Annotated in this window: 23 protein-coding genes; 14 read left to right on the forward strand and 9 right to left on the reverse strand. The window is 36.0% G+C overall.

Going from position 1 to position 24,718, the window contains the following annotated elements; genetic code table 11:
- Positions 1-64: 64 nt before the first annotated feature.
- The gene (gene topA, locus EKL99_RS04980; RefSeq protein WP_126554738.1) at positions 65-2,593 is read right to left on the reverse strand and encodes a type I DNA topoisomerase; all 2,529 of its coding nucleotides are present in this window, start codon (positions 2,591-2,593) and stop codon (positions 65-67) included.
- A gap of 341 nt (positions 2,594-2,934) precedes the next feature.
- On the reverse strand, positions 2,935-3,699 hold the full coding sequence (locus EKL99_RS04985) for a DeoR/GlpR family DNA-binding transcription regulator (RefSeq protein WP_126461915.1): 765 nt from the start codon (positions 3,697-3,699) through the stop codon (positions 2,935-2,937).
- A gap of 146 nt (positions 3,700-3,845) precedes the next feature.
- Here EKL99_RS04985 and EKL99_RS04990 point away from each other — a divergent pair, with 146 nt between their 5' ends.
- The 11 genes from EKL99_RS04990 (at position 3,846) to groL (ending at position 15,474) form a co-directional block, all read left to right on the forward strand.
- Positions 3,846-5,429: a glycerol-3-phosphate dehydrogenase/oxidase gene (locus EKL99_RS04990; RefSeq protein ID WP_126563819.1), complete on the forward strand. Its 1,584-nt coding sequence runs from the start codon at positions 3,846-3,848 to the stop codon at positions 5,427-5,429.
- 32 nt (positions 5,430-5,461) lie between these two features.
- Positions 5,462-6,958 carry a glycerol kinase GlpK gene (glpK, locus tag EKL99_RS04995; RefSeq protein WP_126554734.1) on the forward strand — a complete coding sequence of 499 codons (1,497 nt, stop codon included), beginning with the start codon at positions 5,462-5,464 and terminating at the stop codon, positions 6,956-6,958.
- 18 nt (positions 6,959-6,976) lie between these two features.
- Positions 6,977-7,708, forward strand: coding sequence for an MIP/aquaporin family protein (locus EKL99_RS05000; RefSeq protein ID WP_126563818.1), 732 nt, complete (start codon positions 6,977-6,979; stop codon positions 7,706-7,708).
- 23 nt (positions 7,709-7,731) lie between these two features.
- Positions 7,732-8,517 (forward strand): hypothetical protein, encoded by a 786-nt coding sequence (locus EKL99_RS05005; RefSeq protein WP_126576508.1) that lies wholly within the window; start codon positions 7,732-7,734, stop codon positions 8,515-8,517.
- Between the two features lie 161 nt (positions 8,518-8,678).
- Positions 8,679-10,124, forward strand: a complete 1,446-nt coding sequence (miaB, locus tag EKL99_RS05010; RefSeq protein WP_126576509.1) for a tRNA (N6-isopentenyl adenosine(37)-C2)-methylthiotransferase MiaB — start codon at positions 8,679-8,681, stop codon at positions 10,122-10,124.
- Positions 10,125-10,212: 88 nt separating this feature from the next.
- Positions 10,213-11,469, forward strand: a complete 1,257-nt coding sequence (locus EKL99_RS05015) for a sigma-54-dependent Fis family transcriptional regulator (protein ID WP_126576510.1) — start codon at positions 10,213-10,215, stop codon at positions 11,467-11,469.
- 91 nt (positions 11,470-11,560) lie between these two features.
- Positions 11,561-12,064 carry an LptE family protein gene (locus tag EKL99_RS05020; protein WP_126461894.1) on the forward strand — a complete coding sequence of 168 codons (504 nt, stop codon included), beginning with the start codon at positions 11,561-11,563 and terminating at the stop codon, positions 12,062-12,064.
- Between the two features lie 103 nt (positions 12,065-12,167).
- On the forward strand, positions 12,168-13,019 hold the full coding sequence (locus tag EKL99_RS05025; protein WP_126563816.1) for a tetratricopeptide repeat protein: 852 nt from the start codon (positions 12,168-12,170) through the stop codon (positions 13,017-13,019).
- Between the two features lie 3 nt (positions 13,020-13,022).
- Positions 13,023-13,370: a preprotein translocase subunit SecG gene (gene secG / locus EKL99_RS05030; RefSeq protein WP_126554726.1), complete on the forward strand. Its 348-nt coding sequence runs from the start codon at positions 13,023-13,025 to the stop codon at positions 13,368-13,370.
- A gap of 140 nt (positions 13,371-13,510) precedes the next feature.
- Positions 13,511-13,786: a co-chaperone GroES gene (groES, locus tag EKL99_RS05035; protein ID WP_126452815.1), complete on the forward strand. Its 276-nt coding sequence runs from the start codon at positions 13,511-13,513 to the stop codon at positions 13,784-13,786.
- Positions 13,787-13,845: 59 nt separating this feature from the next.
- The gene (gene groL, locus EKL99_RS05040) at positions 13,846-15,474 is read left to right on the forward strand and encodes a chaperonin GroEL (protein WP_126452813.1); all 1,629 of its coding nucleotides are present in this window, start codon (positions 13,846-13,848) and stop codon (positions 15,472-15,474) included.
- A 72-nt stretch (positions 15,475-15,546) separates the two neighbouring features.
- On the opposite strand, the gene EKL99_RS05045 is transcribed toward groL, so the two are convergent.
- The 7 genes from EKL99_RS05045 to xrtF form a co-directional block, all read right to left on the reverse strand.
- Positions 15,547-16,227, reverse strand: a complete 681-nt coding sequence (locus EKL99_RS05045; RefSeq protein ID WP_126461885.1) for a DedA family protein — start codon at positions 16,225-16,227, stop codon at positions 15,547-15,549.
- A gap of 272 nt (positions 16,228-16,499) precedes the next feature.
- Positions 16,500-16,844 (reverse strand): metal transporter, encoded by a 345-nt coding sequence (locus tag EKL99_RS05050; RefSeq protein WP_317125142.1) that lies wholly within the window; start codon positions 16,842-16,844, stop codon positions 16,500-16,502.
- A gap of 15 nt (positions 16,845-16,859) precedes the next feature.
- On the reverse strand, positions 16,860-18,872 hold the full coding sequence (locus tag EKL99_RS05055) for a TonB-dependent siderophore receptor (protein ID WP_126554722.1): 2,013 nt from the start codon (positions 18,870-18,872) through the stop codon (positions 16,860-16,862).
- Positions 18,873-18,943: 71 nt separating this feature from the next.
- Positions 18,944-19,348 (reverse strand): hypothetical protein, encoded by a 405-nt coding sequence (locus EKL99_RS05060; RefSeq protein WP_126461880.1) that lies wholly within the window; start codon positions 19,346-19,348, stop codon positions 18,944-18,946.
- A 321-nt stretch (positions 19,349-19,669) separates the two neighbouring features.
- Positions 19,670-19,831, reverse strand: a complete 162-nt coding sequence (locus EKL99_RS14415) for a hypothetical protein (protein WP_156063257.1) — start codon at positions 19,829-19,831, stop codon at positions 19,670-19,672.
- A gap of 522 nt (positions 19,832-20,353) precedes the next feature.
- Positions 20,354-20,797, reverse strand: a complete 444-nt coding sequence (locus EKL99_RS05065; protein WP_126461877.1) for an exosortase F system-associated protein — start codon at positions 20,795-20,797, stop codon at positions 20,354-20,356.
- Entirely contained in the window at positions 20,778-21,323 is a 546-nt protein-coding gene (gene xrtF, locus EKL99_RS05070; RefSeq protein WP_126461866.1) for an exosortase family protein XrtF, read from the reverse strand. Before xrtF ends, EKL99_RS05065 begins: the two co-directional genes overlap by 20 nt.
- Positions 21,324-21,400: 77 nt before the next feature.
- Here xrtF and EKL99_RS05075 point away from each other — a divergent pair, with 77 nt between their 5' ends.
- The 3 genes from EKL99_RS05075 to EKL99_RS05085 all read left to right on the forward strand — a co-directional run bounded on the left by EKL99_RS05075 (position 21,401) and on the right by EKL99_RS05085 (position 24,610).
- Positions 21,401-21,856, forward strand: a complete 456-nt coding sequence (locus tag EKL99_RS05075; protein WP_126461863.1) for a GAF domain-containing protein — start codon at positions 21,401-21,403, stop codon at positions 21,854-21,856.
- A 112-nt stretch (positions 21,857-21,968) separates the two neighbouring features.
- Positions 21,969-22,235, forward strand: a complete 267-nt coding sequence (gene rpsO / locus EKL99_RS05080) for a 30S ribosomal protein S15 (protein ID WP_066079886.1) — start codon at positions 21,969-21,971, stop codon at positions 22,233-22,235.
- A 233-nt stretch (positions 22,236-22,468) separates the two neighbouring features.
- Positions 22,469-24,610, forward strand: coding sequence for a polyribonucleotide nucleotidyltransferase (locus EKL99_RS05085; protein ID WP_126576511.1), 2,142 nt, complete (start codon positions 22,469-22,471; stop codon positions 24,608-24,610).
- The last annotated feature ends 108 nt before the right edge of the window (positions 24,611-24,718 follow it).

Raw genomic sequence — 24,718 nt, forward strand, 5'->3', positions numbered from 1 at the left:
TTATATTTTTTTCCCTTAATCACAACTCTTAACAAAGAGCGATGAAACCGGAATTAGTGACTAATTACTTTTTTGCGACAGGTTTCTTAACGGCTGTTTTTTTGACAGCTGCTTTCTTTGCTGGTGCTTTTTTGGCGGCTACTTTTTTAGCAGGCGTTTTTTTGGCAATCATTTCTTGGACTTCCGCCAATGTTAATTTGGCAGCATCTACGTCTTTACTCAATTCAATTTTGAGTTTTCCTTTGGTGATTACAGAGCGACCCCAGCGGGCTTTCTCGACCAGAATACCTTCATCCTCCCAATTATGCAATACTTTATCGATATTTTTTTGCAATTTATCTTCAATCAATGCTTCTATATCAACTTGAGACAAATCATCAAAATTATATTTCTTACTTACATTAATAAACAAGCCATCCCATTTGATAAAGGGACCAAAACGACCAACGCCTTTTTGAACACCTTCGCCTTTATAAACGGCAATTGGAGCATCGGCAATAGCCTTTTCATCGATTAATTCCTGAGCCCTTTCAAAATCAACATCCAGTGGATTTTCTCCTTTTGGCAAAGAAACAAAAGCCGCACCATGACGAATATAAGGGCCGTAACGACCATTACTTACCTCAACTTCTTCGCCTTTATATTCTCCAAGATTTTTTGGTAATAAAAATAGATTCAGCGTTTCCTCTAAAGTGATGTTCCCAATATTTTGATCATTCATCAAACTGGCGAACTTTTTTTCATCATCATCAGCGGCACCAATTTGAGCCATTGGTCCAAATTTTCCTAAACGAACCGAAACCGGCTTTCCTGTTTTTGGATCGGTTCCAAGAATTCTCTCCCCGCTTTCACGATCTGCATTGGCCTCTACATCTTTCACTATAGGGTGAAATTTATCGTAGAATTCCTGCATCATTTTAGTCCACTCAATATTTCCTTCCGCTATTTCATCAAAATCCTCTTCGACTTTTGCAGTGAAATTATAATCCAAAATATTTCCGAAATTCTTTACCAAGAAATCCGTAACAATTGTTCCAATATCTGTAGGAACTAATTTTCCTTTATCAGATCCGGTGTTTTCTTTCAGCACCTTCGCTGCTACTTTTCCGGATTGCAACATCAATTGCACGTAATTTCTTTCTTGCCCGTCCAGATTTCCTTTTTCTACATAATTCCTGTTGATAATCGTAGAAATTGTTGGCGCATAGGTAGACGGACGACCAATTCCTAACTCTTCTAATTTTTTTACCAATGAAGCTTCGGTATATCTTGCAGGCGCTCTAGAATATCTTTCGGTTGCTGAGATGTAATTGTTTTGTAATTTTTCATTGACTTTCATTGCCGGCAACATGCCTTCCTGCTCTTCTTCATCGTCATCATGCCCTTCAAGGTATACTTTCAAGAAACCTTCAAAAAGCAAAACCTCTCCGGAAGCCGTGAATATTTCACCATGATTATTCGCTTCAATTTTCACGTTAGTACGTTCTAATTGTGCATCACTCATTTGCGAAGCCAAGGTTCTTTTCCAGATCAAGTCATACAAACGCGCTTGATCTTTGTCTATATTTACCGTATGACGGGACATATCCGTAGGACGAATTGCCTCGTGTGCTTCCTGTGCTCCCTTACTTTTATTGACAAAAGTTCGAGGTTTAGAGAACTCTTTTCCGTAGGATTTAATAATTTCAGCCTGAGCCGCTTCCATCGCATCTTTAGATAAATTCACGCTATCCGTTCTCATATACGTGATCAGTCCGGCTTCATACAGGCGTTGCGCCAGTTGCATGGTAATTCCTACCGGCAAATACAATTTACGAGCGGCTTCTTGTTGCAATGTTGATGTGGTAAACGGACCTGTTGGTGTTTTTTTGGTAGGTTTAGTCTCCAAATCGGCTACCTTATATGTAGAACCTATATTTCTATTTAAAAAATCTTCGGCTTCTTTTTTAGTATTGAAATTTTTAGGCAGTTTGGCTTTGAATATTTTACCGGTTTCATTAGTAAATTCTGCCACAACAGAATACGTAGCTACAGCATTAAAGTTTTGAATTTCCCGTTCCCGTTCCACTATCAAACGAACTGATACTGATTGCACACGGCCTGCCGAAAGCCCTCCCTTTATTTTTCTCCAAAGTACAGGAGATAATTCATAACCTACCAATCGATCTAATACACGACGCGCTTGCTGCGCATTGACTAAGTTATAATCAATTTCTCGTGGATTATCAATGGCTTTTAGAATTGCAGTTTTAGTGATTTCATGAAAAACAATCCGCTTGGTTTTGGTCGCGTCTAATTTTAATTCTTCGGCTAAATGCCAAGAAATAGCTTCTCCCTCGCGATCCTCATCACTTGCTAACCATACCATTTCAGCTTTTTTAGCAAGTCCTTTTAATTTAGTAACCAATGCTTTTTTATCAGCAGAAACTTCGTATTTGGGTTTGAAGCCATTTTCTACATCAACACCAATTTCCTTAGACGGCAAGTCAGCAATGTGCCCATAACTTGACTCGACCTGAAAATCTGCTCCTAGAAATTTTTCGATTGTTTTTGCCTTTGCAGGTGATTCCACTATAACTAAATTCTTTGCCATATTCCGATTGTTTATGTCGGCAAAAGTAGAAGATTTTTTTAAATTTTAAGTTTTTTAAATTTTAAAAGTCAATTTAATCATTCAGTTGCAAGTTTTGAATGATTTGAATCCTATACTTTAAAAAAAATAAATCACTGCGGTTTTATTAAAAATACTGCCTTTTTATGATCTATTTCCTAAAATCCAACTGCAATTAAGTATGTGAAAAGTTTAAAAGTCGTCAAGTCAAAACAAAAAACATAGCCAATAGTATCTTAAAATCAACTTGTTCCATCATTTTCTCTAATTTTAAAACACCCCATTATACAATGATTGTTACTTAAAACTTAAAAGAAGCCCTTTTACACAACAACGACATTCAACCCCATTTCTTCCAGTTTCGTTTTAGTTTCGATATCGATACCTTCATCGGTAATTAAAACATCAATTTTTTCTACATTGCAGATTTTACCAAAACCCCTGACATTCATTTTAGTTGAATCGGCCAAAACAATTACTTTTTCGGCTACATCAATCATCGCTTGATTCAAATGAGCTTCCATAGCATTTGAAGTACTTAAACCAAACTCTAAATGAAGCCCATCAGTTCCAATAAATAATTTATTACAGGAAAACTGGCTCAAAATTCCTTCAGCAATAGCACCCACAACTGAAGTTGATGCTTTTCTAATATCACCACCCAGTTGAATGGTATCAATTTCCGAATGTTTGCAGAGCTCTAAAGAAACTTTAAGCGAAGGAGTCAGTACAGTTAATTTTTGAAAGCCCCCCATCACTTTAGATAAATTATGAATCGTAGTCCCGGAGCCCATAATGATGTAATCATTGTCATTAATGTAACTCAAAGCCGCTCTTGCGATAAGCTTCTTTTGCTCTACCTGAAGCAATTCTTTATCACTTACATTTCTTTCAAACGCATAAATGGGCTGTTTACTAGCGCCTCCATGGGTACGATGCAACAGATTCTTGCTTTCTAAAAAACTCAAATCCTTCCGTATGGTTACGGACGAAACCTTGTGTGTTTCGCACAGCTCCACCACATGAACATACCCTTTTTGATTTAATTCCTCTATTATTAGTTCCTGTCTGATATTAATTATAGTCATACTACTGTTTAAATATTGAAATAAAGATAGGTATTCTTTTAGAAATAAAAAATAAAACAGGTTATTTTGAATAATTTCATTTTGTTTCGATTTATTTCGTTATGTTTGTAAAACGAAATATTGTGTTACGGTATAAAAACAATAAAATGAAAAGATCAGAACAATTAATTCAACTTACACAAACCAAAAATTGGGATGTAATTATCATTGGCGGTGGTGCTAACGGATTAGGAATAGCGCTAGACGCAGCTAGCAGAGGTTTCAAAACCATACTGTTGGAATCAATTGATTTTGCCAAAGGAACCTCCAGTCGAAGCACAAAGTTAGTTCATGGTGGGGTTCGGTATTTAGAACAAGGAGACATTGCTTTGGTACGCGAAGCCCTAAAAGAAAGAGGCCTAATGGCACAAAACGCTGGTCACTTGGTGAAAAACCAATCCTTTGTGATTCCAAATTATAATTGGTGGGGCGGTTATTTCTATACCATAGGATTAACCATATACGATATGTTAGCCGGACGATTAAGCTTAGGCGCTTCTAAATATGTGTCCAGAAAAAAAACAATAGAATTGCTTCCGACCATTACACAAAAAGGATTGGTTAGCGGCGTTGTATATCAAGACGGACAGTTTGATGATTCGCGTTTGGCAATCAACATTGCGCAAACAGCCGTTGAAAAAGGAGCTACGCTTTTGAATTATTCGAAAGTGATTAATTTATTGAAAGACGATAAAAACCAAGTTACGGGAGTAGAATTTGAAGATAAAGAAACCGGCACCAAATATAAATTAAACGGAACTGCCGTTATTAACGCTACCGGGGTTTTTACCAACTCAATCATGAAAATGAATGATTTGGAATACAAGAAATATATTGTTCCAAGCCAAGGGATTCACTTGGTTTTTGACAAATCGTTCTTACCAAGCGAACATGCTTTAATGATTCCAAAAACAAGTGACGGACGCGTTTTATTCGCAGTGCCGTGGCATGATAAAATTGTGGTAGGAACCACCGATACTTTGGTTAAAAAATCGAGTCTGGAGCCAATTGCCTTGGAACAAGAAATTGATTTCGTTTTAGAAACTGCTCAAAGATTTCTAGAGAAAAAACCAACAAGAGGCGATGTTTTATCAGTGTTTGCAGGCTTAAGACCTTTGGCAGCGCCAGAAAAAAAAGGGCAAAGTACCAAAGAAGTTTCCAGAAGTCATAAAATAATTGTTTCGGATACCGGATTAATCACCATCACCGGAGGAAAATGGACTACGTACCGAAAAATCGCTGAAGACGTTATTGGCAAAGCCATCAAAGTCCATAATTTACCTAAAAAAGGATGTAAAACGGAACACATCGCTATCCACGGCAATAAAATAACTTCCGTAACAGACCGAGAGAATCATTTATACATTTATGGAACTGACATTCCTAAAATACTGAAATTACAGGAAGACGAGCCTTTATTAAAAGAGAAACTACATCCTGATTATGATTATACCATGGCAGAAGTGGCTTGGGCTATTCGTTTCGAAATGGCCAGAACCATTGAAGATGTATTGGCCAGACGCGTGCGACTTTTGTTTTTAGACGCCAGAGCAGCGATTGATTCTTCTGAAAAAGTTGCTCAATTATTAGCCAAAGAATTAGGCCGTGACACCCCTTGGGCCGAAGCTCAAACAGCTGAATTTAGAACTCTGGCCAACGGTTTCCTTTTAACAGAATTTCAAGTAAAATAATCTACAACTCTATTAACATAAAAACACCCAAAATGAAAAACAAACTAATTCTTGCCCTTGACCAAGGAACTACCTCCTCCAGGGCAATTGTCTTCAACCACGATGGAGAAATTGTCAACGTGTCTCAAAAATCTTTTGAACAAATTTTCCCAAAACCAGGATGGGTAGAACACGATCCAAACGAAATCTGGTCCTCACAAATGAGCGTAACCGCTGAAGTTATTGCAAAAGTAGGAATCTCAGGAAAAGAAATCGCCGCCATTGGCATCACCAATCAAAGAGAAACCACAATTGTTTGGGATAGAGAAACCAGTATTCCAATTTATAATGCCATTGTTTGGCAAGACCGGAGAACTGCAAAATATTGTGACGCATTGAAAGCTCAAGGGCACGGAGATATGATCAAAGAAAAAACAGGACTGGTTTTAGACGCTTATTTTTCTGCCACAAAATTAAAATGGATTTTAGATAATGTGGAAGGGGCTCGTGAAAAAGCAGAACAAGGAAAATTGTGTTTTGGAACTGTCGACACTTGGCTTATTTGGAAATTGACCCGAGGTAAAATGTTCATGACTGATGTTTCTAATGCTAGTCGTACGATGATGTTAAACATTCATACTTTAGAATGGGACCAGGAATTATTAAATTTATTCGATATCCCGCAATCGATATTGCCAGAAATAAAACAAAGTAGTGAGGTCTATGGAGTAACCTCAACCACGCTGTTTTCTACAAAAATCCCTATAGCAGGCGTTGCAGGAGACCAACAAGCAGCTCTTTTTGGACAGTTGTGTATCAATCCCGGAATGGTAAAAAACACGTACGGAACCGGTTGTTTTATGCTAATGAATACTGGCGAAAAGCCCGTTTATTCTAAAAATAATTTATTAACAACCATAGCCTGGAAAATTAACGGAAAAACAACTTATGCATTGGAAGGCAGTGTTTTTGTGGGTGGTGCGGCCGTACAATGGCTAAGAGATGGTGCTAAAATGATTGATGCTGCCCATGAAATTGAAGAACTAGCAGCCAGCGTTCCGGACAACGGAGGTGTGTATTTTGTTCCCGCATTAACAGGTCTAGGAGCTCCTTACTGGGACCAATACGCTCGAGGAGCCATAGTTGGGATAACCAGAGGAACCACAAACGCGCACATTGCGAGAGCAACTCTTGAAGGAATAGCGTATCAAGTCTATGATTTAGCAAAAGCCATGGAGGCCGATTTTGAAAAAAAAGGAACAGAACTACGAGTGGATGGCGGAGCAGTTGCAAATAATTTATTGATGCAATTTCAATCGGATCTTTTTAATTTCAAAGTGATTCGCTCAAAGACATTAGAAACAACAGCCCTAGGAGCAGCTTATTTAGCCGGTTTAGCTATTGGATATTGGGACAGCGTAGATGAATTACAAAAACAATGGACAATAGACCGTGAATTTTCACCCGAAATGCCCAGATACACTGTCACTGAATTGGTAAAAAACTGGGATAAAGCGGTAGGCCGAGCTGGAAACTGGATAGAAAATTAATCATTAAAACCATACATTATGACTCCATTTATTGCAGAAATTCTCGGTACCATGCTAATGATTTTATTAGGTAATGGCGTAGTTGCCAATGTAGTTCTTAAAGGAACCAAAGGAAATAATTCCGGATGGATTGTCATCAGTACAGCATGGGGTTTTGCCGTTTTTGTAGGCGTTGCTGTTGCCGGTCCGATTAGCGGTGCGCATTTAAATCCTATTGTCACCATAGGCTTGGCACTCATAGGAAAATTTGCCTGGTCACAGGTTGCTTCCTACATCTTGGCTCAATTCATTGGAGCTATGCTAGGAGCCTTTTTAGTTTGGCTTTCCCATAAAGATCATTTTGCAGCCACAGAAGATGAAGGCGGAAAACTTGCTTGTTTTTGCACAGGACCCGCGATTCGGAATTACTCCTCCAATTTAATGAGTGAAATCATCGCCACTTTTGTATTAATTTTCGTGATATTCTATATTGCCGGTCCAGAGCTGATCATGAGTTCTGATACTGGCGCTGCAATTGGACTTGGAACTGTTGGCGCTTTACCGGTCGCTATTTTAGTTTGGGCTATAGGATTATCCTTGGGAGGAACCACAGGGTATGCTATAAATCCTGCAAGAGATTTGGGACCTCGAATCATGCACGCTATTTTACCCATAAAAGGCAGCAGCGATTGGAGGTATGCCTGGGTTCCTATCGTTGGCCCTATAATAGGTTCCTGTTTGGCCGCAACCTTATATATGTTACTTCTCTAACCTTCTTTTTTAAAAGTAAAATCATGCGAAAATTATTTTTCACCACTATAATCTCTATTATAGGGCTAGCTGGATATGCCCAAGAAACTCCTGTTGCCGATACCACTCCAGCAGCTGTAGCAAACACAAAAACGAACCGACTAGATTTTGATGTAGAATTAAAAACGAGCCACCTCTGGAGAGGACTGGTTATCAACGGAAGCATGACTGCCATGGGAAACATTCATTATGCTTTGGACAAAAAACGAAATCTAACCGTGGGTCTTTGGGGCGGGAATGGGTTTGATGGCGAGTACAAAGAAATTGATTATTACATTCAATACAAAAAAAATGGTTTTTCAATCGCCTTATGGGACCTATTCAATACTACAAATATTGAAAACCCTGCCGTTTTTAATTACGATCGAAAAACAACCACGCACATTCTTGACTTAAGAACATCCTATCAATTTCCTGACCGATTTCCTTTGCGGATAGAAGCTGATTTTCTACTTTACGGCAATGATCGTGAATTAATGAGTAACCTCGATTATAAAAACAGATATTCCACCTATGTTGAATTAGGATATCCGTTATTGAAAAATCAAAAAATCACTTTAGAGGCCTATTTAGGAGCCGGATTTGCCTTAAACGGAGAATCCCATTTATATACAAATGATCCCAACAGTAATTTTGATATTGTAAATACCGGAATCAGGGCGTATAAAAACATTCACATTCTAAATTACAAACTTCCTGTTTCCGCAGTAGCCATGTGGAATCCAGCCCTTAAAATTGCCCGAATTCAATTGGGTGTGGTATTGTTCTAATTACAACAACAACACCTGGTTTGATAACGAAAACGTTCTTTTAGAAACAAAAGAACGTTTTCGTTATTCCAAAATTAAAACCCAAAATAGTGTTAATTCTTAATCTGACATCTTGTCATATTTATTTCAATTGCGTTATCTTTGCACTTTGAAAATATGCAATGGAAAAGATAATAGAAGAAAGCAAGCAGGGAGAAAGTCTTGTTTTAGAAAACAAACCCGAGAACACGAAGAAACTTTTTATTGAGAGTTACGGTTGCGCAATGAATTTTTCGGATAGTGAAATTGTAGCTTCTATATTATCCTCAAACGGATATAATACGACGCAAATTCTGGAAGAAGCCGATTTAGTTTTGGTGAATACCTGTTCTATTCGGGATAAAGCAGAGCAAACAATTCGCAAACGTCTGGAGAAATACAATGCCGTAAAACGCATTAATCCAAAGATGAAAGTGGGCGTTTTGGGCTGTATGGCAGAACGTTTGAAAAGTAAATTTCTGGAAGAAGAGAAAATTGTTGACCTCGTTGTAGGTCCTGATGCCTATAAAGATTTGCCGAACCTTTTGCAAGAAGTAGAAGAAGGACGTGATGCCATTAACGTGATCTTATCGAAGGATGAAACTTATGGCGATATTTCTCCTGTTCGATTGATGAGCAACGGAATTACGGCTTTGGTTTCAATTACTCGTGGTTGCGATAATATGTGTACGTTTTGTGTGGTACCTTTTACCCGAGGACGCGAACGCAGCCGTGAACCACAAAGTATAATGAAAGAAATTCAGGATTTGTGGGACAAAGGCTTCAAAGAAATTACACTTTTGGGACAAAATGTGGATAGTTTTCTTTGGTACGGCGGCGGATTAAAAAAAGATTTTGAGAACGCTACCAAAATGCAAAAAGCAACTGCTGTTGACTTTGACCAACTCCTTGAAATGGTAGCCGTAGGTTTTCCTAAAATGCGTATTCGATTTTCAACCTCTAATCCGCAGGATATGCATGAAAGTGTGTTGCACGTGATTGCAAAACATCCTAATATTTGCAAACACATTCACTTGCCTGTCCAATCTGGAAGCAATAGAATTCTGAAAGAAATGAACCGTTTGCACACGCGTGAAGAGTACATGACTTTGATTGACAAAATCAGGACTATTATTCCAAATGGTTCCATTTCACAGGATATGATTGCTGGTTTCCCTACAGAAACCGAACAAGACCATAAAGACACCTTGAGTTTAATGGAATATGTAAAATATAATTTTGGGTATATGTATTCGTATTCCGAACGTCCGGGAACTTTGGCTGGAAGAAAAATGGAAGATGATGTTACCGATGAAACAAAAGCAAGAAGACTGCAAGAAATTGTCGATTTACAACAAAAACATGCTTGGTTCCGCAGTGAAGAATTCATTGGACAAACCGTAGAAGTTTTAGTAGAAAAAGTTTCGAAAAAATCGACTGAGGAGTTTTCCGGCAGAAATTCACAAAGTATTACCGTAGTTTTTCCGAAAGAAGAATATAAAATAGGAGATTTTGTTTTGGTTAAAGTTGAAAGTTGTACAAGCGGCACTTTGAAAGGGAAAGCAGTTGGTTTGAGTGAAATGAATTAATAAAATTAGTGGCTAATTTTTAATTCATTAGAAATAAAAGAATTTAAGTAATTATTAATGAGATTGCTTCGTGCCTCGCAATAACAATATGGAATCAGTTCAAAATATTAAACAACGATTTGAGATTATCGGGAATGACCCGAAGCTTAATCGTGCGATAGAAAAAGCCATTCAAGTTGCTCCTACTGACATTACCGTTTTGGTAGCCGGAGAAAGCGGAGTTGGAAAAGAAAATATTCCCAGAATTATTCATTCGCTTTCGCACAGAAAGCACGGAAAATACATAGCTGTAAACTGTGGCGCCATTCCAGAAGGAACCATTGACAGTGAGCTTTTTGGGCATGAAAAAGGCGCTTTTACCGGAGCAACAGGAACTCGCGAAGGTTATTTTGAAGTGGCTGATGGAGGAACTATTTTTCTGGATGAAGTGGGCGAATTACCCTTGACCACCCAAGTGCGTTTGTTGCGTGTTCTTGAAAATGGTGAATTTATAAAAGTAGGTTCTTCACAAGTACAAAAAACAAATGTCAGAATTGTGGCGGCCACAAATGTCAATTTATTTGATGCTATCGAAAAAGGGAAATTCCGTGAAGACCTCTATTATCGTTTAAGTACAGTGGATATTACTTTGCCCCCTTTGCGCGATCGAAAAGAGGATATTCACTTATTGTTTAGGAAATTCGTCGCTGATTTTGCCCATAAATATAAAATGCCGCCTTTGAAACTGGATGAAAGTGCTGTGCAATTATTGCAAAAATTTCGTTGGAGCGGAAACATCCGTCAATTGCGAAATGTAGCGGAACAAATATCCGTTTTAGAAACCAACAGGGAGATATCTGCAGTGACATTACAATCCTATTTACCCGTACAAGGAAACAATTTACCTTCCGTTATTAAAGACCAAAAAAACGAAAGTGATTTTAGTACCGAAAGAGAAATTTTGTACAAAGTACTTTTTGATATGAAAAGCGATCTAAATGATTTAAAAAAACTGACCTTAGAACTCATCCAGAATGGCGTTTCTAAAGTCCAGGAAACAAATCAAAACTTGATCAAGAAAATATATGGATCTAAGGAAAATGATAGTGAAATTGATTTTGAAGAAGAACCAAGAGCAACTTTAATAGCTGCAAAAAACAATGACAACGATTATCAGGAAAGGGATGATACTTATCTTTTTGCCGAAACTGTCGAAGAAGAGGAAACCTTGCGTCTGGAACAAAAGGAAATAGAAATGATTAAGAAATCATTAGAAAAAAATAAAGGAAAACGAAAAGCCGCTGCAGATGAATTGGGAATTTCCGAAAGAACTTTATACCGGAAAATCAAACAATTTGATTTATAATGTAGTCCGAAAAATACAACGTGTTTAATTGAAAATGAATATATTTGACCCGAACATTGGTGAGCCGGCGAAGCAATTTTTAAAAAATAAAATGAAATATCTAAAACGTATACTTCTCTCCGTACTTATAATAAGCATCAACAGCTGCTCGGTTTACAACTTTACAGGGACGGGGAAAATTGATGCTGAAACATTTCAAGTGGGCTTTTTTCAGAATAATGCTGAATTAATTGAACCCGGAATTGACCGGACATTTACACTAGAACTTCAAGATTTGATTCAGAATCAAACCAATTTAAACTTGGTACAAAATGGTGCAGATTTAACCTATGAAGGAGAAATTGTTGATTACAGAATTAGCCCTATGACAGCAACGGCAGACCAGCAAGCTTCTCAAAACCGTTTGACAATTCGTGTGAATGTTCGTTTTACCAATAAGAAAAAAGAAACAGATGATTTTGAAAAACCATTTACTTTTTTCTTTGATTATCCTGCACAACAACAATTGACAGGCGCAACCTTGAATGCTGCTTTAAAAGATATTTTTGAAAGAATAACACAAGATATATTTAATGAATCTCTGGCTAAATGGTAAATAAAGAAATATCCAGTTGGCAGTTTTTAGTATTCAGTGCAATATACTAAAACTTGAAGCCTGATTGTTGAACATTGATTACTGAACATCGAACACTTGAAAAATGAATGTAACTGATTATACTTATTTGATTAACAAACCTGATGTTGTACATCAAAAGCAAACAGAAGCTTTGGAAAAAGTATTAAACGAATTTCCTTATTTTCAGAGCGCCAGAGCACTTCACCTAAAAGGCCTGTACAATGAGAACAGTTATAAATACAATGGTGCTTTAAAAATAACGGCTGCTTATACAACGGACAGATCCATTTTATTTGACTTTATTACCTCCGATGTTTTTACTTCAATTCACAAAAGTCTCTTTACTAAAAAAGCACTTGAAATCCTTGACATTCCGGTAGTTGAAAGTGAAATTATTTCGTTTCAAGAAAAAAAAGAACCCAAATTAAATCCTTTAGAACAATCCATTCTTACCTCAATAAAGGAAGCTTCACCAACCGCCCCAATCCAAACGAATTCTATACCAATAGCAGAAAAAATGGATCTTGGAAAACCGTTGGATTTTTCGGCAAAAGAACAACATTCCTTCCAAGAATGGCTACAGCTCTCTCGTACAGAACCTATAGAAAGAGAGAATGAGGATTCTAAAAAACCGGCTGCTCCAATGGACGAGGAGAAAAGAAAAAAATTAGACTTAATCAATAAATTTATAGAAACAAGTCCAAAGATTTCTCCTGTAAAACACGGCGCTGCTTCCTCAGTATCCTTAGACCTAAATGCACCAGATAACTCGTACTTGATGACCGAGACTTTAGCCCGAGTTTACTTGGAACAAAAAAAATATCAAAAAGCGATACAAGCTTATGAAATATTAATTTTGAAATATCCAGAAAAAAGTAGTTTCTTTGCAGACCGCATAACGGATATTAAGATTTTACAACATAATAATAATTAAACAATGAGCACATTTTCAATTTTTTTAGTTTTAATAACTATAGTTTGTTTTCTATTAATCGTAGTAATCATGGTTCAAAACCCTAAAGGTGGTGGATTATCCTCTACAATAGGTGGTTCTCAAATGTTAGGCGGGGTACAAAAAACAACTGACTTTTTAGACAAAAGCACTTGGACATTAGCAACTATATTAATCGCACTTATATTACTTTCAAGCTTGAGCTTTACAGGAACATTAAGTGATACTGATTCTAAAATCATTGACAATATGGGAACCGCTGCACCAAACACAACTACTCCTGTAGCAGTACCTGCTCAAAACACACCAGCAGCTACAAATCCAGTAAAATAAATCACTTCTACATATTCTAAATGCCAGCCTGTCAAAGCTGGCATTTTTTATAAGAAAATGTGTCAGTTTGATTAAGATGGCACAATTTCTGAAATCTTCATCTTTATTAATTAATATTGAATACTAAAAAATATAAAATCATGGATTTAAACATTAAACCTCTTTCAGACAGAGTCCTTATCGAGCCCGTTGCTGCTGAAACAAAAACGGCGTCAGGAATCTTCATCCCTGATACTGCCAAAGAAAAACCACAAAAAGGAACTGTTGTTGCTGTAGGAAACGGAACAAAAGACCACACTATGACAGTGAAAATTGGTGATTCTGTTTTGTACGGAAAATATGCTGGTACTGAATTGAAACTAGAAGGAAAAGATTATTTGATCATGCGTGAAGACGATATTCTTGCAATTATCTAAATTAAAGTACGGACAAGTCGTGACTTGTCCCTTCAAATAAACATTAAACAAAATTTAAAATGGCAAAAGATATAAAATTTGATATAGAAGCACGTGACGGATTAAAACGTGGTGTTGATGCATTGGCAAATGCAGTAAAAGTAACGCTAGGGCCAAAAGGTCGTAATGTTATTATTGGAAAAGCTTTTGGCGGACCAACCGTTACTAAAGATGGTGTAACTGTAGCAAAAGAGATTGAATTGAAAGACCCACTAGAAAATATGGGCGCACAAATGGTAAAAGAAGTAGCCTCTAAAACGAATGATTTAGCCGGAGACGGAACTACAACTGCAACCGTTTTGGCACAAGCGATCGTAAAAGAAGGATTGAAAAATGTTGCTGCCGGAGCCAATCCTATGGATTTGAAACGCGGGATAGACAAAGCAGTTGATGCTATTGTTGCTGATTTGGCTAAACAAGCCAAAGTAGTAGGTACGGATTCTGAAAAAATCAAACAAATCGCTTCAATTTCTGCTAACAATGACGAAGTAATTGGGGAGTTAATCGCTGCTGCTTTCGCAAAAGTGGGAAAAGAAGGGGTTATTACTGTTGAAGAAGCTAAAGGAACAGATACGTATGTTGATGTTGTTGAGGGCATGCAGTTTGACAGAGGATATCTTTCTCCTTATTTTGTTACCAATTCAGAAAAAATGGAGGTAGAACTAGAAAATCCATACATCCTTTTATATGACAAAAAAGTTTCTTCTTTAAAAGAATTATTACCGGTTCTTGAGCCTGTAGCACAATCTGGGAAACCATTATTGATTATTGCTGAAGACGTAGATGGGGAAGCATTGTCTACACTAGTGGTAAATAAATTACGTGGAGCCTTGAAAATCGCCGCTGTAAAAGCGCCTGGTTTTGGAGACCGAAGAAAAGCTATGTTAGAAGACATCGCTATTTTAACTGGTGGAACTGTAATTTCAGAAGAAAGAGGATACACTTTAGAAAACACAACTATCGAAATGTTAGGTACTGCTAAGAAAGTGACTATCGATAAAGATAATACTACAATTGTAAGTGGTGCAGGTGATGCGGATATGATCAAAAATCGTGTCAACCAAATCAAAGGTCAAATGGAAGCTACCACTTCTGATTATGACAAAGAAAAGTTGCAAGAACGTTTGGCTAAATTAGCTGGTGGAGTTGCTGTACTTTATGTAGGTGCTGCATCTGAAGTAGAAATGAAAGAGAAAAAAGACAGAGTAGATGACGCACTTCACGCTACTCGTGCTGCAGTTGAAGAAGGAATTGTTGCTGGTGGTGGAGTTGCTTTACTGAGAGCTAAAAATGCACTTAGTGCTATTAAAGCAGATAATGCTGACGAAGCAACCGGAATTCAAATTGTATCTCGTGCAGTGGAGTCTCCATTGAGAACTATTGTTGAAAACGCAGGTCTTGAAGGGTCTGTAGTTGTTGCAAAAGTCGCTGAAGGTAGTGGTGATTTTGGTTATAACGCAAAAACAGACGAATATGTCGACATGCTTAAAGCAGGAATTATTGATCCTAAAAAAGTAACTCGTGTAGCTTTAGAGAATGCAGCTTCAGTTGCCGGAATGATATTGACTACTGAGTGTGCTTTGATTGATATTAAAGAAGATAATGGTGGTGGAAACCCAATGGGTGGCGGCATGCCAGGGATGATGTAATCTCAATTCTTTTCAAATAAAAAACCGTCCCGATAAAAAATTGGGACGGTTTTTTTATGAGTTATAATTTGTTTATTCTTGAACTTTAGCTTTTTTGCTAAACTTATAAATTACCGGTAAAACAGTAATCCCTACTAAAATCAATACAATTAATTCGATATGCTCCTTTAGATCAATCTGATAATTCTCAAGTAAAAAACCATATAAATAATGTCCGGCAAAAATTAGGGTGAACGACCAAATAAAAGAACTTAAAATATTATAAAACATAAACTTCTTCTTATCCATTGAAACGATTCCGGCAACTATTGGTGCAAAAGTCCTCAATATTGGAAGAAATCGAGCAAAAATAATTGCCTTACCTCCGTATTTTTCAAAAAAATCTTTTGATTGAACCAAGTACTTTTTCTTAAACCAAAAACTATCTTCCTTGTTGTATAGATAATACCCGCTTTTAGAACCAAACCAGTAGCCTACTACGTTTCCTAAAATTCCTGACAATGCGACAAGTGTGGATAAGAGAACCACATTTAGAAAATCGTTATTGATAACTAAAATATTCTCTATCAATTCGCGACTGTAAATTCCTGCCAAAAACAATAAACTATCTCCTGGCAGAAAAAAACCTGCAAAAAGACCCGTCTCCGCAAAAACAATAAATAAAACTATATAAATACCCAATTTAATTCCATTAACATCAAAATGAATATAAAAAAGTGGGTCAATTAAATTCTTCCAATCAAAATCGTTCATTCTAAGGTGTTTTATGCTAAAATTATTCGTGCGTGAAAGTACGGATAATATATCTCAACCACAATTTATGATACTATTTTAAAGTTTTATTAACTATTTAAAGTAGCAGAATTATCTTTACATTATTTACAGCCAAAAGTTGTTTATAAAAATCCTGATTTTAGTTATGTGTATAACCGTTTTTCATAGTTAACAACTACAATTTTTACTCAAAAAAAATTAAAGTATGGCATTAAAAAAACCAAAGTTTTCACTTTGGCGTTTCTTTAAAATTATTTTCGTTTATATTGACAACAAGCATGAAGACTGTCATAATCTTCCTTTAAAGCCCTGGCTCCCTCTGTGTCGTGACCTACTTTCGCAATCGCTTTTTGAATTGTTGGAACATTCGTTTTTTGTTCGTTTATAATCAGATATAAAGTACCACAATCCATATGCCATTCGGCAGATTTCACACCAGAAACACTAAATGCCACTTTTTCAATTCTCTTTTTGCACATGTCACAATTCCCGCTCACATGAAATTCAACCTTAGCATTTTTGCTTTTCCCTTCTTGAGCCTGAACCGTAAACCCAACAAAAATCAGTAACATTACTAGTGTTATATTTTTCATCATTTAATTTTTTTTAACCTATTTAATTTTAAAACGTAAACCCGCATAATACATTTGTCCAAAAACTGGACCATAAACTATTGACGCGTCAAAAGTAGGTCCAAATGGATTTTCATTACCCAAGATAACATTGTCCTGCTTGTAATTACCAATGTTTTCTCCGCCAATATAGATTTCGAAAGTTGGAGAAAAAGATCGTGTAACCTGTATATTCATCACAGAAAATGAAGGTGAAAATTCAGGCAGCCTGTCAACTTCAGGATTGATTGACGTATTGGGTAATTGTTGTTTTCCGAGCCAGTTAAGCGTATAATCAAACTTCCATTGTTTTCCTTCTTCTAATATTTGCGTTTCAAATCCTAAATTTCCAAAGAAACGATGTTTTGCCTGTAGTGGTCTTTGATAGGTTCCTGATAAATAATCCGTTTGAACATCATAGTATTTGTAGGCTGTTCTCAAATTAAAACGCTTTATTGGTTCATAATTAAATTCTACTTGCAAACTATTCGCATACGATTTTCCGTTCAAGTTATAAAACAAAACCTGTTGCGGACTTTGCATTATATCAACAATTGCTTGGTTCTGAAAATCAGTTCTGTAGAAATCAAAACCAACATCAGCACTTTTGCCAAAAAACAAAAAACCCTGCATAAAACTCAATCCATAATTCCATGCAATTTCAGGATTTAAACCGTATATTTTTCCTTTGGTATCTAAAAATTCAAAAGTTCTTGAACTAGCTAAAAGCTGTTGGTTTTCAGCAAAAACATTAGCACTTCGTTTCCCTCTACCTGCTGAAAATCGCAAAACACCTTTCTCCCAAGGATTGTATCGCACATGTAATCTTGGCGTAGCAAAAGTCCCTAAACGATTGTGATTATCTATTCTGCCGCCTAGAACTACGCTAAAATTCTCCGTATTATCATACGTATATTCAAAAAAAGCACCTACTGAGTTATCAATTCTGCTGTAATCATTCACATTGACAAACTCACCGTATTTATCATAGGTAAAGTTTAGACCTGTAGAAAATTTATGCATTGTATTATTAATAATCGAATTGAAAATCAGGTTCGAATAATAACTTTTTTGTTCAATATTATATTGATTTAGTCCAAAATAAGAGTTTTGATCGTGACTGTTAAAGGCATTCTGAAAACCAATACTTTGATATGGCATGTCAGGAAAAACATAGCCTAATTTAGCGGAAACATCAAAACGTTCCGTATTGATTTCGGAACCCCAATAATTTGTCGTTCCCCTGTCTCTATCCGGATCAAAATTTAATTCTCCTGTTTGTTTTTGATCATTCATATATCGGAAATTGATGAAACTCACCCACCCTTTTTTGGCATTGGTATATTGCCAACGATTTAAAACATTGATTTGTTTTGCTAATGGATTATCAAGAAAGCCATCGTCATTCATATCGTTTTTTGCAACTCTGGTATTTCCGTGTACAAATAAACTACTGCTCCATTTATCAGAAATTTTAGTATTGAAATGTGTATTTAATTCAAATCGAGAATCTGTCGAACCATAGACATTTAGAAAAAATGGAATATCGCTGATTGGTTTTATTAATTCGGTATTAATTTGTCCCGAAATACTTTCGAAGCCATTGACAACACTTCCTGCACCTTTGGTAATTTGGATACTTTCTACCCAAGTTCCTGGTGTAAATGACAACCCGTAGGCTTGAGAAGCACCACGTACCGAAGGAATATTTTCCTCGGTAATCATCAAGTAAGGACTCGTCAATCCTAGCATTTTTATTTGTTTCGTTCCCGTCAAAGCATCCGAAAAATTAACATCAATTGAAGGATTTGTTTCGAAACTTTCTGCCAGATTGCAACAAGCGGCTTTCAGTAATTCTTTGCTTGTCAGTGTTGTAGTATTAGTTGTTAGTTTGTACGATTTTTTTAAACTTTTGCTGCTGCCTTGTATTTTTATCTCTTGCAAAGTATCTTGCGAATAAGAATTAAAAGCACATAAAAGAAACAATAAAAATATTGAAATTTGTTTTTGCATGATTGATTTTTAATGTTAGAATAATGTAAAACCACTAAAGTGTGATTCAAGTTCTACTAAAACATTAAAAGCTACGCGTAGAAAATATATTGGTGGTATAATTTAAAAAAAAGCGGCGCATTTGTATCGAAACAATACGACGTAAATTGGCTGTTTTGAAAATTTGAAATAAATGAAAAGACATAAGGATTCCATTCTTTTATCGAAAATGTAAAATCTGTATCGGCAGAAACTGTTTTTTGGACTAATTTATCAGTCTTCTTTTGAAAATTAACCTCTTTGTCTTCGCAACAATTTGATTTTTTTTCAACAACATTACAACATTTTTTTTCTAATTTTTGATCTTCAACAGGAGTTTTAAGAGTAATAGACGAAATTTCATTTCCGCAATAACGCAGATTAAATGCTACTCCTACATTGGAAACCAATAGAAAAAAAGCAAGAAGAACACTAACAAGTCCTTTGAATTTCATCATGCAAAAGTAGTGATTTAATCAAACTCCAAAAGCTAAATTCAAGTTAAAATCAACAATTCAAGTTCGTGTCCCATCAAAGGAACTTTACAGTCAAAACCATATTTTTCCTGGACTTTGATACAGAGTTCATCCAGTGGCTGATTTTCTCCATGCGCTGACAACCCTTTTATTTCCTGAATTTTTGCTTTTACCGGATAATATTACCCGCGAATATTAATTCCTTTTGCCCCTTGTATCAATTTTCTTTCTCGTGTTCCTTCGGCGTGATACCCCACTGTAATTATTACAAATCCCCTCCATGGCTTCCTCATAATCCGAAACTCATGAAAACATTTTACTCATTTCAGCACATTCTCCTAGCGGTAACTTGTGCCATTTTTTATTAGTAGAAAAAATATTCAGTGCATTGATTCCCATTGAAGTATCAATAATATATGGGATCTTGGAGATTCTGTCTTCTTCCTGAATTTTAGCGCTATCCAAAAGGATTTAAAACGAGACCGAATATACCTCGGAACTTTCACATCCGTAGCAACCTCTCGACCCGTATGATACTTACATTCGACCATAGCGATCGTTTCATTTTTTTGACCAGCACATCTATTTCATGCGAGACACATTTACCTTGTAAGGTCAAATTATTTATTTGATTTATAATGCTACGCGAAATAATTCGTCCTATATATTTTTCAAAAAAAACTGCAGTACCTGAGAGTCCAATTGTTTCTCTTAAATTATAACGTGTGGCATGAAAATCAGCTTTTTCTTCAATAATGAAAAAGCCATTTTGTAGATTTATTTTGTAGAAATACCCTCATACATCTGCTTTTTTATAGCCTGTAAAATTGCGTCAACCGCCATAATGCTAGCACCAGATTTGATCAGTGATTTTTAAGTTTATCCAAATTAAATTAGGCTATATAGTCAGAATGTTTCACTGTTTTAATAGCAATAGAAATTTGATTTACAGACACTTAAATCGACATTGAAGACAAACAAAAAAGACTACTTATTTTGTTTCTGATAATAAAATCCAGGAACAAACAATAATAAAAAAATAGGCTGAATTAGAAACCGACGGATATAAAACAATATCCAATTGTGGTTTCCCCAAATAAAATAGATGATGTAGAAAAAAGCAACCATTAAAATCATAAAAAGAAAATAATACAGCACAAAGGCGAATTTCACCATCATTATTTCTTTAAAAAGCACATAAATAATCCCCAATGAAATAGCGGTATTTAATGTATAACGAAACAATAGCCCATAAAATAATTGGACTGCATTGAAACTTGGCAACGGTAACTTCGCAAAATCTTTCTTGAAGAAATCCAGAAAAGGATCATAAAACAACTGATTTTCAAAAGCACGAACAAGCACCAGCAATACAACAAAAAAAAGAAATTGCAGTACGCGAACTTTGTTATTAAGAATCTTTTGAAGCATATCTTGAAAATTTACGAACCCAAATTAACCACAATACAAAAACTAAACTATAAATGTACAAAGGAAAAAGAACTCCGTGCAAGAAGGGTTCCTGTTTTGGAAAATAAAAAATAAGTGCGCTTAAAACAGCTATTCTCAAAACATTCAATACATAAATAAACAGACTTCCTCCAAAGATAAAAAGCAGCGTCGTTAGTAGTTTTCCAGAAAAAGCCACGACAAATGAAATAAACAAAATAATTACGCTAATTGCATTACATCCTTCTACAATTCGGGCTACATATTTCTGGTTATAAAACAACTTCATATAAGGAGATGCAGTGCTCTCTTCAATTGAAGATTCATCATTAAATAACTGCAGCACTTGCTCTGTATTTTCACTTACCATTCTGGTAACAGAATCTATTTGATTTTCTTCAAAACCATTAAGAAAACGCTGATACAAAAAAGTCAGCACTATATAAGTTAAAAAAAAAGTACCTAGAAAAATCAAAAAAGGCTTGTAGAGAATAAAATATTTTTTCAAAATCTATTTTTTTAACAAATTTATGTAATTTTTAAAACTGGCTTTAAATACTTTTGTACAAATAAAAATAAAAAAACATGACATTTCAAGAACTACAACCAAAAGTAACCGAAATCACATTAAATACAACGTTGTCAAGAGACGAAAAACTATTGTCTATTTGTGAGCTGCTTAGTAACTCTGTTGCCTATTATAATTGGGTAGGATTTTATTTTGCAAATCACGAGTCTAAAACATTACACTTAGGACCCTATGTGGGAGCAGCAACAGACCATACGGTAATCCCTTTTGGAAAAGGAATTTGCGGACAAGTGGCTGTTTCAAACGAAAACTTTGTAGTTCCTGACGTTGCAGCGCAAGATAATTATATTGCTTGTAGTTTTACCGTGAAATCAGAAATCGTTGTACCCCTTTTTGTAAACGGAGAAAACATAGGACAAATTGATATTGACAGCCATGTCATAGATCCATTTACAAAAGAAGACGAAAAGTTCTTAGCCTTTGTGAATGAGGAAATTGCAAAATTGTATTAAGATTTAAAATAATTCATAATTCATAATTCATAATTCATAATTATTTTTTACTTTTGCACCCGTCTTACAATAGCTGTAAGGCATACATAAAAATCATTAAACAAATATTGGAATGTATTTAACTAAAGAGATTAAAGAAGAAATCTTCGCTAAACACGGAGAAAAAACAAACACTGGAAAATCAGAAGCTCAAATTGCTTTGTTCACTTTCAGAATTAGCCACTTAACGGAGCACTTGAAAAAAAATCGTCACGATTATAATACAGAGCGTTCATTAGTCTTGCTAGTAGGTAAAAGACGATCTTTGTTGGATTATTTGAAGAAAACAGAAATCAACAGATACCGTGAAATTATCAAAGTATTGAATATCAGAAAATAATCAATATGTAAAGAGGCGCGAGAGTGCCTCTTTTTGTTTTTATATTTCCGCGTCCAAAGTTCATTTTATAATCCTGACACAAAAGGGATTAGAATTAAGACCGCATTATAAGGTAAATACCAATTTGTATTTACAAATAAAAAAGTTTCGTTTTTCATTGGGTTTTAAGCATTAACTACGCAAAATAACTACAACACAACTAAAATCCATTGTTTAATCAAGAAAATACAATTATGATTCCAAAAGTTTCAAGAGAAATTATCGATTTAGGAGATGGGAGAAGCATCTCAATCGAGACCGGAAAATTAGCCAAACAAGCTGACGGTGCCGTAGAAGTACGAATGGGAAATGCAGTGTTGCTGGCAACAGTTGTATCTGCCAGAAAAGCAAGCCCAGGAATTGACTTCTTGCCCTTAACATTAGATTATCGTGAAAAATTTGCTGCCGCCGGGCGTTTTCCAGGTGGTTTCTTTAAAAGAGAAGCAAGACCAAGCGATAATGAAATATTAACTATGCGTTTAGTGGATCGTGTATTGCGTCCTCTTTTCCCAAAAGATTATCATGCAGAAACGCAAGTGATGATTCAATTGATGTCGCATGATGAAAACGTAATGCCAGATGCATTAGCCGGTTTAGCCGCTTCGGCAGCTTTATCTTTATCTGACATTCCTTTTTCAACTTTAATTTCTGAAGTTCGTGTAGCCAGAGTTGACGGTCATTTCATCATCAACCCAAGTCGTACTCAATTAGAATTGTCTGATATTGACATGATGATTGGCGCTTCAAAAGAATCTATCGCAATGGTAGAAGGAGAAATGAAAGAAATTTCAGAAGCCGAAATGGTTGAAGCGATTAAATTTGCGCACGAGGTAATCAAAATTCAAATTGCTGCTCAAGAACGATTAGTTGCTGCTTTTGGTAAAAAAGAAGTACGAACTTACGATCAAGAAAGAGAAGATGTGGCTATTTATGAAAAAGTAAATGCTGCAGCTTATGACAAATGTTATGCAATTGCAAAACAAGGAACAGCAAAACACGAAAGAACAGCTCAATTTGCGGAAGCAAAAGAAGCTGTAAAAGCATTGTTTACTGAGGAAGAATTAGCTGAAAACGGTGATTTAGTTTCAAAATATTTTGCTAAATCCAGTAAAGAAGCCGTTCGTAATGTAACCCTTGATTTAGGCACACGTCTGGACGGTAGAAAAACAAATCAAATTCGTCCAATTTGGGCTGAAGTTGATTATTTACCTTCAGTTCACGGATCTGCTTTATTTACAAGAGGAGAAACTCAAGCATTGGCAACAGCTACTTTAGGAACTTCCAGAGAAGCAAACCAAATTGACTCTCCATCACAACAAGGCGAAGAAAAATTCTACTTGCATTATAACTTCCCTCCTTTTTCTACTGGTGAAGCAAAACCATTAAGAGGAACTTCAAGAAGAGAAGTGGGTCACGGAAACTTAGCACAACGTGCTTTGAAAAACATGATTCCTGCTGATTGTCCTTATACCATTCGTATTGTATCTGAAGTATTAGAATCAAATGGTTCATCTTCAATGGCAACCGTTTGTGCCGGAACATTAGCTCTTATGGATGCCGGGATTCAAATGACCAAACCCGTTTCCGGGATTGCAATGGGATTAATTTCTGATGAAAAAACAGGCCGATTCGCTGTATTGTCTGATATTCTTGGTGATGAAGATCACTTAGGAGACATGGATTTTAAAGTAACCGGAACCGCAGATGGAATTACCGCTTGTCAAATGGACATCAAAATCGAAGGATTGGCGTACAACATCATGGAAGAAGCTTTAGCTCAAGCTCGTGAAGGTCGTTTGCATATTCTTGGAAAAATTATAGAAGTTTTAGCTGCTCCAAAAGCAGATGTAAAAGCGTATGCTCCAAAAATCATCACAAGAACAATTCCTGGCAACTTTATTGGTGCATTGATTGGACCTGGTGGAAAAGTGATTCAAGAATTACAAAAATCTACAGGAACTACTATCGTTATCAATGAAGTAAATGAGCAAGGAGTTATTGAAATTCTAGGAACAGATCCTGCCGGAATTGAAGCGGTATTGGCTAAAATTGAGTCCATCACTTTCAAACCACAAATGAACGAAGCTTACGAAGTGAAAGTAATCAAAATGCTAGATTTTGGTGCCGTTGTAGAATACACAGCTGTTCCAGGAAACGAAGTTTTATTACACGTATCCGAGTTAGCTTGGGAACGCACTGAAAACGTTTCGGATGTGGTCAACATGGGCGATGTCTTTATGGTGAAATACCTTGGACTGGATCCAAAAACCAGAAAAGAAAAAGTGTCCAGAAAAGCACTTTTACCAAGACCTCCTCGTGAGGAAAGAAAAGAGTAATCAGATCTTAGTTTACTAAAGGTTTATTTATAGGGAATCCCGTTTCATGAATTTGAAACGGGATTTTTGTTTTATATAAATTTATTTTAAAACAATTGTAACTTTTAG

The organism is Flavobacterium sp. ZB4P23 (assembly GCF_003970375.1).
Taxonomy (GTDB): Bacteria; Bacteroidota; Bacteroidia; order Flavobacteriales; family Flavobacteriaceae; genus Flavobacterium.